This is a genomic window from Stenotrophomonas sp. STEN240 (assembly GCF_056756175.1).
Genome location: NZ_JBRRBO010000004.1, coordinates 69,720 through 84,126, shown reverse-complemented (window position 1 = coordinate 84,126; position 14,407 = coordinate 69,720). Strand labels below are relative to the sequence as shown.

Below are 14,407 nucleotides of genomic sequence, written 5' to 3'. Positions count from 1 at the left end.
ATCGCCATGCCGCGAGCTGACGATTCATCAGCTTCGCGGCTGACGCCGCTCCTACAAGGAGCCGGCCTTCTAGCAGCCTGTTTGTGGGAGCGGTGTAAACCGCGAAGCCGACAGCGCAGACGGTCCGGTAATGCCCGGATCTGACAATCCATCAGCATCGCGGCTGACGCCGCTCCTACAGCCTGCCATCAGCGCGGCGGGAAGCCGGCTTCTTCCAGGGCCTTGGTGAAGCTTTCCACGGGCTGGCTGGATTCGATCTTCACGTTCTTGCCGGGCAGGTCGATCTCGACCGTCGCGGCGGGGTCCACGGCCTTGAGCGCGGCAGTCACGCTGCGTGCGCAGCCGCCGCAGGTCATGCTTTCGATATGCAGTTTCATGAGGTTTCTCCGTTGGGGAGAGGGCAGCGTGGACCTTCCAATGATGGCAAGGTCAAGCGCTCGATCCGTGCTTGACCCTCCCATCGTTGGAAGCTTTAAGGTGGCTCCAGACCCTGAAATGGAGATGAGCCGATGAGCAGCAGCACCCACCCGGGCGGCCCGGGTTCCGGCCCCGGCAGCGAGGACCTGACGATCGAAGGCATGACCTGCGCCTCCTGCGTGGGCCGCGTCGAGCGGGCGCTCAAGGCCGTCCCCGGGGTCAGCCAGGCCAGCGTCAATCTGGCCACCGAACGGGCCACGGTCCAAACCGATGGCAGCGTGCCGCGTGAGCTGCTGGTGCAGGCCATCCACAAGGCCGGTTACGAGGTCAGCGTGCCCGCCACGCAGGCGCTGGAGCTGCTGATTGAAGGCATGACCTGCGCCTCCTGCGTGGGCCGTGTCGAGCGCGCGCTGAAGGCGGTGCCCGGCGTGCAGTCGGCCAGCGTCAACCTGGCCACCGAGCGCGCCAGCGTGCAGGGCAGTGCCGATCCGGCATCGTTGTTGGCAGCGATCGCCAAAGCCGGCTATGCGGCCAGCGTGATTGGCAGCGCCGGCAGCAACGAGGACCAGCAGGCGCAGCGGCATGCCGAGGAACTGCGCGTGCTCAAGCGTGACCTGTGGGTGGCGGCGGCCTTGACCCTGCCGGTGTTCCTGCTGGAAATGGGCGGCCACCTGGTGCCCGCTTTCCATCACTACATCGCTGCCACGCTGGGCACCCAGAACAGCTGGCTGCTGCAGTTCGTACTGACGACGCTGGTACTGGTTTTCCCGGGCCGCCGCTTCTACCAGAAGGGCATCCCGGCGCTGCTGCGCGCCGCTCCGGACATGAACTCGCTGGTCGCGGTAGGCACGCTGGCCGCGTTTGGTTTCTCGCTGGTGGCGACCTTCCTGCCGCGCCTGTTGCCGGCCGGCACGGTGAACGTTTACTACGAAGCGGCGGCGGTGATCGTCACCCTGATCCTGCTTGGCCGCGTGCTGGAGGCAAAGGCCAAGGGCCGCACCTCCGAGGCGATCAAGCGCCTGCTCAAGCTGCAGGCCAAGACCGCACGCGTGCGCCGCGATGGCAGCGTGGTTGAACTGCCGCTGGCACAGATCGTCAGTGGCGACGTGATCGATGTGCGCCCCGGCGAACGCATCGCGGTGGATGGCGAGGTGATGGACGGCGAAAGCTACGTCGACGAATCGATGATCAGCGGCGAGCCGGTGCCGGTGCAGAAAGCGCCGGGCAGTACCGTCATTGGTGGCACCGTCAATCAGACAGGTGCGCTCGGCGTGCGTGCCACCGCGGTGGGCGGGGCAACGGTGCTGGCGCAGATCATCCGCCTGGTGGAACAGGCGCAGAGCGCCAAGCTGCCGATCCAGACCCTGGTCGACCGCATTACCCTGTGGTTCGTGCCGATCGTGATGGGGCTGGCCTCGCTGACCTTCGTGGTATGGCTGATCTTCGGCCCGGATCCGGCGCTGACCTTCGGCCTGGTCAATGCGGTGGCGGTGCTGATCATTGCCTGCCCGTGTGCGATGGGGCTGGCCACGCCGACTTCGATCATGGTCGGTACCGGCCGCGGTGCCGAGCTGGGCGTGCTGTTCCGCAAGGGCGAGGCGCTGCAGCTGCTGAAGGAAGCGCAGGTGGTGGCGGTGGACAAGACCGGCACCCTGACCGAAGGCCGCCCGCTGCTGACCGATCTGCAGCTGGCCGCAGGCTTCCAGCGCGGCGATGTGCTGGCGCGCGTGGCGGCGGTGGAAGACCGCTCCGAGCATCCGATTGCCCGCGCCATCGTCACCGCCGCGCAGCAGGAAGGCTTGCAGCTGCCGGCCGTGGATGCGTTTGAATCGGTGACCGGTTACGGCGTGCGTGCGAACGTGGACGGTGTGCGCGTGGAAGTGGGCGCGGACCGCTTCATGCAGCAACTCGGCCTGGACGTGACGGTGTTTGCCGCCGATGCGCAGCGGCTGGGCGAGGAGGGCAAGAGCCCGCTGTACGCCGCGCTGGACGGCCGCCTGGCGGCGATCATCGCCGTCTCCGATCCAATCAAGCACGACACCCGCGCCGCCATCGCCAGCCTGCATGCGCTGGGCCTGAAGGTGGCGATGATCACCGGCGACAACCGCCGTACCGCCGAAGCCATCGCCCGCCAGCTGGGCATCGACGAAGTGGTGGCCGAAGTGCTGCCGGAAGGCAAGGTAGACGCGGTGCGCCGGCTCAAGGCCGCGCATGGCCGCCTGGCCTATGTCGGCGACGGCATCAACGATGCACCGGCGCTGGCCGAGGCCGATGTCGGCATGGCGATCGGCACCGGCACCGATGTGGCGATCGAGGCCGCCGACGTGGTGCTGATGTCGGGCAGCCTGCAGGGCGTTCCCAACGCCATCGCGCTGAGCAAGGCGACGATGGGTAATATCCGCCAGAACCTGTTCTGGGCCTTCGCCTACAACACCGCGCTGATTCCGGTTGCTGCCGGCGTGTTGTATCCGGTCTGGGGCATCCTGCTGTCACCGGTGTTCGCGGCCGGGGCGATGGCCTTGTCGTCGGTATTCGTGCTCGGCAATGCGCTGCGGTTGAAGCGTTTCCGTGCACCACAGAGCGAGGCGTGAGGAGCGATGATGATGGATGAAGGCATGAACATCGGCCAGGCCGCCAAGGCCACCGGCATCTCGGCCAAGATGATCCGCTACTACGAGGACACCGGCCTGATCGGGCCGGTGGCACGCACCGATGCCGGTTACCGCGTGTATACGCCACGCGACATCCACACCCTGGGCTTCATCAAGCGCTCGCGCGACATGGGCTTCAGCGTGGAGCGCATCGGTGAACTGCTGGAGCTGTGGCGCGACCGCTCGCGGCACAGCGCCGATGTGAAGCGCATGGCGCTGGAGCACGTGCAGGTGCTGCAGCAGCGCATCGCCGAGCTGCAGGACATGGTGCAGACGGTGCAGGCGCTGGCCAACTGCTGCGCCGGCGACGAGCGCCCGGATTGCCCGATCCTGCGGGACATCGAGACCGGCGTGCCCCTGCATGACGCGGCCTTGCCGACCACCTTTGGCGGCGTTGCGGCGGGTAAGCGCGCACGCTGAATATTGCGTGCATTTGCGCAAATGAATGCGATTCAACGTGCACGCGCCCCGCGCGTGCCAGAAATCGCCTGAATAGAAGCCAAAAATCGACGTTTTATTGCAGGGGCTGTTTCAGGGTTTGTTGGGGCGACTAACGGAAAACTTACATACGGACGCAGACAGCTCTTTGCTGTCGTGCCATCAAGCTCAGTAATGCAGAGGTAGTACCCCATGAAGACTTCGTTGATTGCCCTGGCGCTGGTTGCCGCCCTTCCGTTTGCCGCTTCTGCTGCTGACGGCCTGTCCTACAACTATGCCGAAGCCGATTACGCCAAGACTTCGGCTGACGGCAAGGCCGAAGGCTGGGGTGTAAAGGGTTCCTACGCGTTCCTGCCGAATTTCCACGCGTTTGGCGAATACACCCGTCAGGAAATCTCGCGCACCAACCTTGACGTCGACCAGTGGCGCGTCGGTGCCGGTTTCAACAAGGAAATCGCCCCGACCACCGACTTCGTTGCTCGCGTGGCTTACGAAAAGTACGACGAAAAGTTTGCCCAGGGCCTGGATTTCAACGGCTACAGCGCTGAAGCCGGTATCCGCACCGCTTTCGGCCAGCACGCTGAAGTGTATGCAATGGCTGGCTACGAAGATTTCAGCAAGAAGCACGACATCAGCCCGGAAGGTGACTTCTACGGCCGCCTTGGTGGCCAGGTGAAGTTGAACCAGAACTGGGGCATCAATGGCGACATCAAGATGTTCAACAACGGTGACAAGCAGTGGACCGTGGGTCCGCGCTTCAGCTGGTAAGACGCACAAGGCGCTTTAGCGCCATGTAGCGAAGAAAGGCCCGGCTTATGCCGGGCCTTTTCTTTTGGGTTGGTTTTGGGTTTTGGATTTCTAGCTGGAAGCTTCCCCTCACCCCAACCCCTCTCCCGCACGCGGGAGAGGGGCTACTGCGCTGCGAGCGCAAGCGGTCCGAGCCCCTCTCCCGCTTGCGGGAGAGGGCTAATGTACTGCGAGGCCAAGCAATGCGAGCCCCTCTCCCGCGTGCGGGAGAGGGGTTGGGGTGAGGGCAAGCTCCTGCTCTGCTTCATGTAACGCCACTGCAACCAAACTGCAGCAAAGTGCGCCTCAACCGGCATCGGCCGGAAGGACCTTGAGCATGAAAACCCGCCTGCTGCTTGCCGCAATCCTGCTGTCTATCACCCCGCTGGCCTGGAGCCAGCAGCGCGACTATCTGCCGCTGGAGCAGCGCCTGAGCGCCGAACAGCTTCAGCAGGTCGGGCTGAGTGCGCAGCAGTTGCAGCTGCTCAATCGCATGCTCAGCGAAACCGCGCCGATTGCAGCCGTTGCCGGCACACCCACGCCTGCCCCCATGCAGATCGGCCTGGAGGAAGGCCCGGTGCATAGCCAGGTGCAAGGTGCGGTGGAAGGCTGGGAGCCGGGCACCGTGTTCGTGCTGGCCAATGGCCAGCAGTGGAAGGTGCTCAAGGGCCAGATGCGCCTGCGCAATACCTTGCAGTCGCCTGAGATCGAAGTGATCCCCGGCATCGCCGGGCGCTGGTTCCTGCAGGTGGATGAAGACCTGCCGAAGGCGCGGGTTTACCGGATTCTGTAAGCGCCGGATGGATTCGGGGCTTGTCGGCGCCGGCTTGTAGGAGCGGCGTCAGCCGCGAAGCAACGGATGCATCCGTGCGACGGCCTTTCTTCGACCGGATCTGAATAATCTGCTGCTTCGGGTGGAACGGTAGCTTCGCGGCTGACGCCGCTCCTACAAGGGAGCAGTCGCTCCCACAACAAAGCAGGGGAGCGGTCGCAGCGAACCTTACGCCGGGCGCACGCGCTGGGTCAGGCCCTTGAGGAAGTTGCGCAGGGCCTGGTCGCCGCATTCGCGGTAATTCTTGTGGTCCGGCTGGCGGAACAGTGCCGACAGCTCCGGCTTGGACATCGGGAAGCCGGCCGCCTCGAAGATCGCGTGCATGTCCATGTCCTTCAGTTCGAAGGCCACGCGCAGCTTCTTCAGCACGATGTTGTTGGTGATGCGCTTTTCCGGCGGGCGCTGCGGCTGCGATTCGTCGCGGCCACGGTAGTGGTAGATCAGGCCGTCCAGAAAACGCGACAACACCGCGTCCGGGCAGGCTTCAAACAACGGCTCGTCGTCCTTGCGCAGGAAATCGTGCACCTGTGCCGCATCCACCTCGAAGCTGGGATCGGCCAAGTGAATGGTGTCCACCACCATGCTGTCGCTGAGGTCGAGCATGTAGCGGATGCTGCGCAGTACGTCGTTGTTGATCATTGCCACTCCGGAACCACCGCGGCGGAACTGCCTGCGGGGGCATAGTGTAACGCCGCACCGGCGGGCCTCCGGCCTACAATTGGGGCCGGTTCAGCCAAATCCGCCTGCATGCGTCCTTCCGCACCTGCTCCCGCCGCGCCCAATACCGCCCGATCTGTCCCCGCCGGGCAGGGTTGGCGATGAGCCTGCGCGCGATCCTGCACCTGTGCCTGCATGTGGCAGTGCCGGCCTTGCTGGCCTGGTTGTTCTGGCGCCCGCAGTTCGGCAAGGCGTGGATGTTGCTGCTGTTGGGCTGGGTGATCGACCTGGACCATCTGCTGGCCGACCCGATCTACGCGCCGGGCCGTTGCAGCATCGGCTTCCACCCGTTGCATACCGCGCCAGCCATCGTGTTGTATGCCGGATTGACCGTGCCCAAGCGCACCCGCCTGTTCGGCATCGGCCTGTTGGTGCATATCGCGCTGGACGCGCTGGATTGCCTGTGGATGCGCGCCAGCAGCTAGCGGCTGGCGAGTGACGGGTTTACCGCAGCCAAGTGGCGTGCGGCTGGCTCAGCAGTCGCCAGAAGGGTTTTGGTGCCGGCTTGGCAGCCGCCAGAAGGGGTTTGGTGCGGCTTACCAGCCGCCCCAGGGGCCTGGGCCAAAACCCGGGCCCGGGCCATAGCCATAGGGGCCGGGGCCTTCGCTCTTGCTCATGTGGATGTTCAGGTTGACGCGGCGGCTTTCGCCTTCGTCGTTGTTGTAGTTCTTGCCCAGGTTCAGGTCCACGGCCTGCCAGTTGCTGTTGCCGTAGGCCTTGGAATAGCCGATGCCGGCACTCACCGCGCCGTGCACCTGCAGTTTGTCGTCCATCACCTGGGCGCCGGGCTGGTCCTTGCGCGGTGCCGGGCCGCTCTGGTCGCCGTAGTAGGTGCCTGGTGCATCGCCCTTGTAGTCGGTCTCGCCCAGGTAGCGCAACGGCGCCTGCGGCACGCTCAGGTCCAAGCCGCCCGGTGCGGTTGCGGTGTCCTGCGCCATGGCAACAGCCGGGGCCAGCAGCACAACCGCAGATAGGAATGTTCGGATCATGGTGCAACCGCTCCGCTACAGGGCCGCACCGCGATGGTGAGGCAGCCTGAACGCTACCAGAAATGATTTGAATGATGGCTGTCGCCTGCCGGTGGCGGCGGCTACCTCAGTCCAGTCGCTGGAAGGAGAACAGCTGCGCCAGCGGGTGCCGGCGTCGCTCGATGGCGGCGCGCACCAGGCCGGCGCCGATCATCGAATAGGTGATGCCATTGCCACCGTAGGCCATGGCGAAATGCACGCGCGGGCCCCATTGCGGATGTGCGCCGAAGAACGGCAGGCCATCCTCGGTTTCGGCAAAGGTGCCGGCCCAGGCGAAGGTGGGCTGGATCGGCAGATGTGGGAACAGCCGGGCGACCTTGCCGGCCAGGCGCTTTGCCTTGCGGTCGACCTGTGCATCGCGCCGCAACGGCACGTCCACCGCGTCGTCCTCGCCGCCAATCAACAGGCGGTTGTCGGCGGTGCTGCGCAGGTAGAGATAGGGGCGGGCGGTTTCCCATAACAGAGTGTTGCGCAGTGGCCCCAGTGCGTCGGCGGGCAATGGATCGGTGACGAAGGCGTAGCTGCTGCGGTTGCGCGCCACCCGCTGCTGCAGCCAGCGCTGGCTGGCGTAACCGGCGGCCATGACCAGATGCCGGCAGCGGATGTTGATGCCTTCGGTGGTGCGCAGATGGACGTGCCTGGCGTTGCTCTCGATATGATTCACACGGCAGCGGTCATGCACCCGGCCGCCCTGCGCCTGCACGCGCCCAAGCAGACGGTAAGCCATCCGGTAAGGGTCCATGCTCGCTGCAGGCGTGCTGAGAATGGCGCCGGGTGCGGCGAAGCCATAGTCTTTGGCAACACCTTCAGCATCGAGCCAGTCCACCGCGAAACCGTGGCGGCTGCGCAGCTCGAATTCTTCCAGCAGCGGCCGCAGGTGCCGGCGCCGGCTGGCGTAGTACAGGCTCTGTGCGTCGCGGAAATCGACCTCGCCTACCTGTGCCGCCAGTTCCTGCAGTTGCTCGATCGCCTGCGCGCAGGCGCGGTACGCCAGCAGGGCCGCGTCAAGGCCATGGCGTTTTGCCAGCTCACGCATTGGCGTGTCGATTTCATACTGCAGCAGCGCGGTGCTGGCGGCGGTGGAGCCCCAGCCAACATCGCGCTGCTCTATGACCGCGACTTCGTGGCCATGCTGCAGCAGTTGATCGGCGATCAGTGCGGCGGTGATGCCGGCGCCAATCACCACCACCTCGCAGCGCAGATCCTGCTGCAAGGGCGGGAAGGCCTGCATCAGGCCATTGCGGATGGCCCAGAACGGGTAGCCACTTTTCAGGTCCATGCCGGCCTCCGCGCCGATGCAGCCGGGCTCAGCCGGTCGGGTGGCCGGTGTGCGGGGTATGGATCAGCGGCCCGGTATCAAAGCCCTGCTGCTGCGCATAGGCGATGTAATGGTCGCGGGTGGTGGCGTCCATCTGCGGCAGGCGCGCCAGCAGCCACAGGTATTTGCGGTCCGGGCTGCCGACCAGTGCGCTGGTGTAGGCCGCGTCCAGCTGCATGATCCAGTAGTCGCCCTTGGTGAAGGGGATCCAGCGCAGGCCTTCGGGCAGGAAGCTCACTTCCAGTTTGCTGTTGCTGTCATCGATGGGTTTGGCCTGGCCGATGGACTCTTCCAGGTTGCCGCCGCGCAGGCAGCGGTTCTGCACACGGACGCTGCCATCTTCGTTGAGCGAGTAGTGGGCGCTGATGTCGGTGGCATCTTCGGGCTCATGCCGCATCGGCAGGCGTGCCACCTCGTACCAGGTGCCCAGATAGCGTTGCAGATCCACGTGCGGGACGGTTGCCAGGGAGGAGTGTTGATTCATGGATGACCTCTTCGGCTGCGGCGCAGGTTGCGCGGGGCACCAGCTATAGGCCACCGCCGGTTAAGGCATTGTGCCGGCCAGGTCGATTTGCCATTCACTGCACGGTACCGGCGCCGCTGCGCTCTCTTCGCGCCGGGCAAACATGGCTGCGCTAGGCTGGCCGCATCCGAAGACGGGAGTTATCCATGTTTGTCGTGATCCTGCTCAAGGGGCAGAACCGCTATGCGCGCGAGCATTGGCAGCAGGTGCCCGAGGTGGTCGAGTACGAAGGGCATGGTTTTTCATTGCGTGCCGGCCCCCGCCAGCCGCTGCCCACCACCCAGGTGTGGGAGCAGGTGGCGGTGTATGCGCCGGACGAATTGACCGAGGAAGAGTTCCAGGAAATCTACGAGCTCAACCGCGGCCATATCCCCGAACTGGCGTTGAAATACTGAGTAATGGGCGCTGTTTTGCAGGATGTGAACACGTGCTGACATATAGTGCCCCGCAGGCGCGGTAGTCCGCGCGATCCGGTGCCCTGCCTTGCCTGCCCAACGTTTCCTGCGTCCGCTGCGCGCGCTGTTGTTTGTTTTCCTGGTGGCCCAGGCTGGCCTGTTTGCCAGCGGTACCGCGCTGGCAGCGGCCCCGAATGTGGCGGCCGAGTCCAGCCCGCAGGCCCGCATTGAACAGGCCTCGCGGGCGGTCGAGTCGGTCAAGCGCGCGGTCAATGATGCCGACGCCCCGGAAACCCTGAAGACGCTGGCCGAGCGTGCCAACCAGGCGCAGCGGGAAGCCGAGGCCAGCGTGCTGGCCCTGCAGCCGGAGTTGAGCCAGCTCGATGCCCGCATCGAGCAACTGGGGCCGGCCCCGGAAGGTGGCGAAGAAGCCGACATCGCCCGCCAGCGCAAACTGTTGGACCAGCAACGCAGCCAGATCGATGCCGATATCAAGCGCGGCAAGCTGTTGGCCGAGGAGGCCAAGCAGGCCAGCGAGTCGATCGAGAAAACCCGTGCGCAGCAGTTCGGTGAACAGCTCGGCCGCAAGGTGGGCTCGCCCTTGTCACCGGCGTTGTGGCGGGAGTTTGCCCAACACCTGCCCGATGACTACAGCCGCTTCCACTCGCTGTACCGCCAGGCCAGTACGACGCTGCTGAAAGCGGTGGGCAAGCAGGGTTGGGGCGCTCCCTTGCTGGGTGCGTCGCTGGCCTTGCTGATGCTGTTCCCGCTGCGCATCTGGCTGCGTCATCTGGGCCGCCGTTATGCCGCTTCCGAGCGTGCGCCGGCCGGGCGCCTGCGTCGTACCGGGCTTGCGGTATGGCTGCTGCTGGTCGGCACCCTGCTGCCGGGGCTGGCCGCCAAGGTGCTGGTGACCAGCCTGCAGGCCATCGATGCGATTGCGCCGCGGCTGGAATCGGTAGCCAACACCTTTGTCGCCGCGACGTTTGTCGCCGCCTTCATCGGTGCGGTCGCAGCCAGCCTGCTGGTGCCGTCGCGGCCCACCTGGCGGCTGCTGGATATCGATGATGTGGCCGCATCACGCCTGCGCCACTTCGCCTGGGGCGCGGCCAGCCTGACCTGGCTGACCATGCTGCTGCGCGAGGTCAATCGCGCCGCGCGTACCTCGGCGGTTGGCACGGTGACCTTGGATGGCCTGATCGCGCTCACCTACGTGGTGCTGATCATGAGCATGCTGGCAACGCTGGCCGGCCTGCATCGGCGCCGCGCGGCCGAGGCGGCGCGGGTGGAGCAGGAGGATGCGAGCAGTGGCCGCACGCCACGGGCGCCGCGTAGCGGCTGGTTGATCGTCGCCCGGCTGGGCGGCTACCTGAGCATTTCCGCCGCCCTGGTGGCGACCTTGCTGGGCTACCTCAACTTCGCCATGTTCATCGCCCAGCAGATGGTGTGGGGCACGGTGGTGGTGCTGGCGACCACTCTGCTGACGCGCTTTGCCGATGACTTCGCGTTGTGGCTGCTGGCGCCGGACAGTGCGGTCGGGCGCATGCTGCGGCTGTCCACCGGCTTGTCGGCCAGCCGCCTGGAGCAGGCCGGGGTATTGCTGTCGGCCAGTGCACGGGTTGCCCTGGTGATGCTGGGCATCACCGCGTTCGTTGCGCCGTTCGGCAATGTCAGTGCGCTGTACAGCTGGCTGGAACGCCTGTCTGCCGGCATCAAGATCGGCGGCAACCTGCTGACCCCGGCATCGATCTTCAGCGCGGTGCTGGTGCTGGCATTGGGCCTGGCCTTGATGCGCGTGGTGCAGCGCTGGCTGGTGGATACCTATCTGCCCAAGACCGAGCTGGACATCGGTGCGCGCAATTCGATCAGCACCGTCGCCCATTACCTGGGCATCGTGCTTGCCGCGTTGTGGGCGCTGGCGGCACTGGGCATCGGTTTCGAGAAGGTGGCCTTGCTGGCCAGTGCCTTGTCGGTGGGTATTGGTTTTGGTCTGCAGGCCATTACCCAGAACTTCGTGTCGGGCCTGATCCTGCTGGCCGAGCGGCCGGTGAAGATCGGTGACTGGATCAAGATCGGTGACCAGGAAGGCGATATCCGCCGCATCTCGGTGCGCTCGACCGAGATCCAGGTCGGTGACCGTTCGACCTTGATCGTGCCCAACTCGGAGCTGATCACCAAGACCATCCGTAACATGACCATGGCCAATGCCCTAGGCCGCATCCAGGTGCAGTTCTCGGTGCCGCTGGGCACCAATGTGGGGCAGCTGCGCAGCTTGTTGCTGGGGATCTACGCGGCCAACGAAAGCGTGCTGATCGACCCGGCGCCGTCGTTCTTCATTGATTCGATCAGTGGCGGCCAGGTGGCGGTGAACAGCTTTGCCTATGTGTCATCGGCGCGGAATGTCTACGGCACGCGCAGTGATGTGCTGTTCGCCCTGCTGGAGCAGAGCGCCGCGGCCGGCATCGCGCTGGTGACGCCCACCGATATCCATCTGGTGCGCGACCCGGAGCAATGATCGCGCGCGGTTGAATTGTGGGAGCGGCGTCAGCCTGTAGGAGCGGCGTAAGCCGCGAAGCTGATGGTTCAGCAGATTGCAGACGGGCTGGTAACTGCAGCATTCCCGGCTTCGCGGCTTACGCCGCTCCTACAAAACAGCGGCGGTTGCGGCCAAATCCATCAGTCGCGCTTGGCTGTAGGAGCGGCGTAAGCCGCGAAGCTGATGGTCCATCTGATTGCAGACGGGCTGGTAACTGCAGCATTCCCGGCTTCGCGGCTTACGCCGCTCCCACAAGGAAGCGGCGTGTGCGGCCAAGTTCATCAGCCGCTTTTGGTTGTAGGAGCGGCGTCAGCCGCGAAGCTGATGGTTCATCAGATTGCAGATGTACCGGTAACTGCGGCATTTCCGGTTTCGCGGCTTACGCCGCTCCTACAGGGTTGTGCCGCTCCTACAGACAGCTTGACGGTCTGTCACGACCTCGGATGATCGCTGGCCGGGACCAGTGCGTAGTCGTCGATGGCCAGTTGTTCGGCGTGGTTGAGCCAGGCGCGGATTTCCAGATCGTCGATTTCCTGGTCCACGCCCACCGGCATGCGGATGCGGCCCTGGCTGTCGGCCTGCACCCATTGCTGGGCAACCACCACTTGCCGTTTGGAGGACACGGCCTCCACCCAGAACGCGCGCGTCGGCCGCTGTGCGGCGTACAACTCCAGCACGTACTGGCCGGGGCCGGCATGACGCGGCTTCTGGCTGATCATGCGTGATTGACGCACGCTGGGGCGCGGGCCACTGAAGGTCTGCAGCGGTGCGTCTACGGCAATGCCACGGCGCAGCTGCGCGTCGCGGTACAGGCGCATGCCTTGGTCGCTGTCGAGCAGTAGCGCGCACCACTGGCCATCGCCGGAGCCATCTTCAAATGCCGTGCAACGGTCGACATAGGCCAGGCGGTGCTGCGGATCGGCTTCCTCGAACTTGCGCGTGGTGTTTTCCAGGTACACCGATTTCAGGTCCCACTGCTGGTCGTATTCCAGCAACACCGGCGGCTGCACTTTCTGCACACCCACCAGCAGCTGGTCCTGCTCCAGCCGCAGCATGCGGGTCTGTTCGCCCAGCCACAGCGAGCGTGCGAAAGCGCTGTAGCGGGCATAGGCCAGGGTGTCACCGCCGGTGGCGGCGACGCTGGCACTGGCCGGGCGCTGCGGGTTCAACAGCGAGCGACCAAAGCCAATCGCATCAATGGCTGGATCCAGCAGCTGCAGTGCGGTGGCGCCCGAGTCCAGGGTGGTGCCGGCCTGCACGTTGATCTGGCGCGGCTGCAGCTTGTTGCCGAGGAACAGCAACAGGTTCTCGCGCTTCTGCGGTTCCAGTACATGGCTCAGATCATTGGGCATGGCCAGGTGATCGGAGGCCACCACTACCAGGGTGTTGTCGGCGAACTGGCTGCTGCGGATGCGGTCCACCAGGCGCGAGATCAAGCGGTCACTGCACTTGAGCGCATTGAGCAGGCCGATGTTGCCGTGCGCGCTGCGATAGCGTGTGTTCCTGCAGGCAACCGGCAGGTGCCCGGCAGGATGGTGGGTGTCCATGGTCAGCGCGGTCAGCATGAACGGCTGGCCGCGCTCGGACAGTTCAAGGAAGCGCTCATAGGCGCGCTCCAGCAACACGTCATCGTGCACGCCCCAGTTGGAGAAGTGCTGCTTGGCGATTTTCTGCTGCTGGAACCACTCCAGGTCGCGCACGTCGTCGAAGCCATGCGAGGTCAGGAAATCGGCTTTGGCCGCGAACTGGCCATTGGCGCCGCCCAGGTAGTGATTGCTATAGCCCTGCTGCTTCAGATAGTCGCCAAGGCAGAAGGCCTCGGGCAAGAAGCGGCCCATCCGCCCCATGCTGTTCTCATCGCCCTGCGCGGTGGTCAGCGGTACGCCACACATGGAGGAGACCAGGCCGGCGATGGTCCAGCCGCTGCCATCGGCCGAGGCGATGTTGCGGAAATCCAGGCCTTCGCCGGCAAGCCGGGTGAGGTTGGGCATCAGGCCGGGGAACACGGCCTCGTTCAAATAGGTGCGTTCCAGGCTCTCGCCGTAGATCCAGACGATGTTGGGGCGCTGTGCCAGCGGCTTGGACGGCAGTTGGTACTCCGGCGCCACCACGCTGTAATCCACCGGCTGCATCTGCTGGTGGATGCGCTTGGCATCGGCATACAAGGGGCTGAGCAGCACGGTGCTCAGCAGCAGTGAGGTAAACCCGGCAAATATCGCTACGCCATGACGCGGCAGCTGCAGGCGGCGCACACGCAGCAGCAACAAAGGCGTGAATGAGAGCAGCAGCAGCGCGATGAAGCCGATGATGTAGGCGCTGAAATCGCCGACACCGGCGCCTTCCATGTCGCTGCGCAGGTGGTACAGCGTGGCCGAGTTGATGCCATCGCCGCTGAGCTGGTCGATCAGCCACCAGCCGCTCATGGCCAGCAACAACAGTGAGAGCAGGCCTGCCTTCAGCCGTGCCAGGGTGGGTGACAACATCAACAATACAAACAGTGCTGCCAGAGACAGCCAGATGATCCAATGCATGCGGTCACGTGGGTAGCGGAGACAGGGGCAACGGCCGCAGCCGCTATCGCCTGCCACACGGCTGTTTCAGCGGTGTGGCAAAGGCAACTGGATGTTGCCTGCCGTAACCTGACTGAAATGTTCGGACAGCGGAGTTGTATTCATCAACCGTTGGTCGCGGTATGCATGGCGCGCTGACGCGTGTGAGGCGAGGTGAGAGTGTGTGCTTTTCTGCCAATTACTGGCGACTTCCACT

The 14,407-nt window shown here is 64.9% G+C and carries 13 protein-coding genes; 7 read left to right on the top strand and 6 right to left on the bottom strand.

The window, feature by feature from the left end:
• Window positions 1-188 precede the first annotated feature (188 nt).
• The gene (locus tag ACVOKO_RS03065) at window positions 189-377 is read right to left on the bottom strand and encodes a heavy-metal-associated domain-containing protein (protein ID WP_346497158.1); all 189 of its coding nucleotides are present in this window, start codon (window positions 375-377) and stop codon (window positions 189-191) included.
• A 132-nt stretch (window positions 378-509) separates the two neighbouring features.
• Here ACVOKO_RS03065 and ACVOKO_RS03060 point away from each other — a divergent pair, with 132 nt between their 5' ends.
• From ACVOKO_RS03060 to ACVOKO_RS03045, 4 genes are all read left to right on the top strand, one after another.
• Entirely contained in the window at window positions 510-3,008 is a 2,499-nt protein-coding gene (locus tag ACVOKO_RS03060) for a heavy metal translocating P-type ATPase (RefSeq protein WP_346497156.1), read from the top strand.
• Between the two features lie 24 nt (window positions 3,009-3,032).
• Window positions 3,033-3,488: a Cu(I)-responsive transcriptional regulator gene (gene cueR / locus ACVOKO_RS03055; RefSeq protein WP_346497296.1), complete on the top strand. Its 456-nt coding sequence runs from the start codon at window positions 3,033-3,035 to the stop codon at window positions 3,486-3,488.
• 210 nt (window positions 3,489-3,698) lie between these two features.
• The gene (locus tag ACVOKO_RS03050; protein WP_346497154.1) at window positions 3,699-4,274 is read left to right on the top strand and encodes an OmpO family porin; all 576 of its coding nucleotides are present in this window, start codon (window positions 3,699-3,701) and stop codon (window positions 4,272-4,274) included.
• 355 nt (window positions 4,275-4,629) lie between these two features.
• On the top strand, window positions 4,630-5,085 hold the full coding sequence (locus tag ACVOKO_RS03045) for a hypothetical protein (RefSeq protein ID WP_346497152.1): 456 nt from the start codon (window positions 4,630-4,632) through the stop codon (window positions 5,083-5,085).
• Between the two features lie 207 nt (window positions 5,086-5,292).
• Here the strand turns inward: ACVOKO_RS03045 and ACVOKO_RS03040 are convergent, their stop codons facing one another.
• A complete protein-coding gene (locus tag ACVOKO_RS03040; RefSeq protein WP_057626481.1) occupies window positions 5,293-5,763 on the bottom strand; it encodes a YehS family protein in 471 nt (156 codons plus the stop codon).
• A 179-nt stretch (window positions 5,764-5,942) separates the two neighbouring features.
• Between ACVOKO_RS03040 and ACVOKO_RS03035 the strand changes: the two genes are divergently transcribed.
• Window positions 5,943-6,266, top strand: a complete 324-nt coding sequence (locus ACVOKO_RS03035) for a DUF6122 family protein (RefSeq protein ID WP_346497150.1) — start codon at window positions 5,943-5,945, stop codon at window positions 6,264-6,266.
• 111 nt (window positions 6,267-6,377) lie between these two features.
• On the opposite strand, the gene ACVOKO_RS03030 is transcribed toward ACVOKO_RS03035, so the two are convergent.
• The 3 genes from ACVOKO_RS03030 to ACVOKO_RS03020 all read right to left on the bottom strand — a co-directional run bounded on the left by ACVOKO_RS03030 (window position 6,378) and on the right by ACVOKO_RS03020 (window position 8,671).
• Window positions 6,378-6,830: a hypothetical protein gene (locus tag ACVOKO_RS03030; RefSeq protein ID WP_346497148.1), complete on the bottom strand. Its 453-nt coding sequence runs from the start codon at window positions 6,828-6,830 to the stop codon at window positions 6,378-6,380.
• Window positions 6,831-6,936: 106 nt separating this feature from the next.
• Entirely contained in the window at window positions 6,937-8,148 is a 1,212-nt protein-coding gene (locus ACVOKO_RS03025) for an NAD(P)/FAD-dependent oxidoreductase (RefSeq protein WP_346497146.1), read from the bottom strand.
• A gap of 28 nt (window positions 8,149-8,176) precedes the next feature.
• On the bottom strand, window positions 8,177-8,671 hold the full coding sequence (locus ACVOKO_RS03020) for a lipocalin family protein (protein WP_346497144.1): 495 nt from the start codon (window positions 8,669-8,671) through the stop codon (window positions 8,177-8,179).
• A gap of 185 nt (window positions 8,672-8,856) precedes the next feature.
• Here ACVOKO_RS03020 and ACVOKO_RS03015 point away from each other — a divergent pair, with 185 nt between their 5' ends.
• Both ACVOKO_RS03015 and ACVOKO_RS03010 read left to right on the top strand, forming a co-directional pair.
• Complete coding sequence (locus ACVOKO_RS03015) at window positions 8,857-9,105, top strand: hypothetical protein (RefSeq protein WP_346497142.1); 249 nt, start codon at window positions 8,857-8,859, stop codon at window positions 9,103-9,105.
• A gap of 88 nt (window positions 9,106-9,193) precedes the next feature.
• The gene (locus tag ACVOKO_RS03010) at window positions 9,194-11,620 is read left to right on the top strand and encodes a DUF3772 domain-containing protein (protein WP_346497140.1); all 2,427 of its coding nucleotides are present in this window, start codon (window positions 9,194-9,196) and stop codon (window positions 11,618-11,620) included.
• A 452-nt stretch (window positions 11,621-12,072) separates the two neighbouring features.
• Here ACVOKO_RS03010 and ACVOKO_RS03005 read toward each other — a convergent pair whose 3' ends face one another.
• Window positions 12,073-14,172 carry a phosphoglycerol transferase I gene (locus ACVOKO_RS03005; RefSeq protein ID WP_346497138.1) on the bottom strand — a complete coding sequence of 700 codons (2,100 nt, stop codon included), beginning with the start codon at window positions 14,170-14,172 and terminating at the stop codon, window positions 12,073-12,075.
• Window positions 14,173-14,407: the final 235 nt, after the last annotated feature.

Excerpts from the sequence above, each read along its gene's own strand:
- ACVOKO_RS03065 (WP_346497158.1), bottom strand. The coding sequence starts at position 377 with ATGAAACTGCATATCGAAAGCATGACCTGCGGCGGCTGCGCACGCAGC.
- ACVOKO_RS03060 (WP_346497156.1), top strand. The coding sequence starts at position 510 with ATGAGCAGCAGCACCCACCCGGGCGGCCCGGGTTCCGGCCCCGGCAGC.
- cueR (WP_346497296.1), top strand. The coding sequence starts at position 3,033 with ATGAACATCGGCCAGGCCGCCAAGGCCACCGGCATCTCGGCCAAGATG.
- ACVOKO_RS03050 (WP_346497154.1), top strand. The coding sequence starts at position 3,699 with ATGAAGACTTCGTTGATTGCCCTGGCGCTGGTTGCCGCCCTTCCGTTT.
- ACVOKO_RS03045 (WP_346497152.1), top strand. The coding sequence starts at position 4,630 with ATGAAAACCCGCCTGCTGCTTGCCGCAATCCTGCTGTCTATCACCCCG.
- ACVOKO_RS03040 (WP_057626481.1), bottom strand. The coding sequence starts at position 5,763 with ATGATCAACAACGACGTACTGCGCAGCATCCGCTACATGCTCGACCTC.
- ACVOKO_RS03035 (WP_346497150.1), top strand. The coding sequence starts at position 5,943 with ATGAGCCTGCGCGCGATCCTGCACCTGTGCCTGCATGTGGCAGTGCCG.
- ACVOKO_RS03030 (WP_346497148.1), bottom strand. The coding sequence starts at position 6,830 with ATGATCCGAACATTCCTATCTGCGGTTGTGCTGCTGGCCCCGGCTGTT.
- ACVOKO_RS03025 (WP_346497146.1), bottom strand. The coding sequence starts at position 8,148 with ATGGACCTGAAAAGTGGCTACCCGTTCTGGGCCATCCGCAATGGCCTG.
- ACVOKO_RS03020 (WP_346497144.1), bottom strand. The coding sequence starts at position 8,671 with ATGAATCAACACTCCTCCCTGGCAACCGTCCCGCACGTGGATCTGCAA.
- ACVOKO_RS03015 (WP_346497142.1), top strand. The coding sequence starts at position 8,857 with ATGTTTGTCGTGATCCTGCTCAAGGGGCAGAACCGCTATGCGCGCGAG.
- ACVOKO_RS03005 (WP_346497138.1), bottom strand. The coding sequence starts at position 14,172 with ATGCATTGGATCATCTGGCTGTCTCTGGCAGCACTGTTTGTATTGTTG.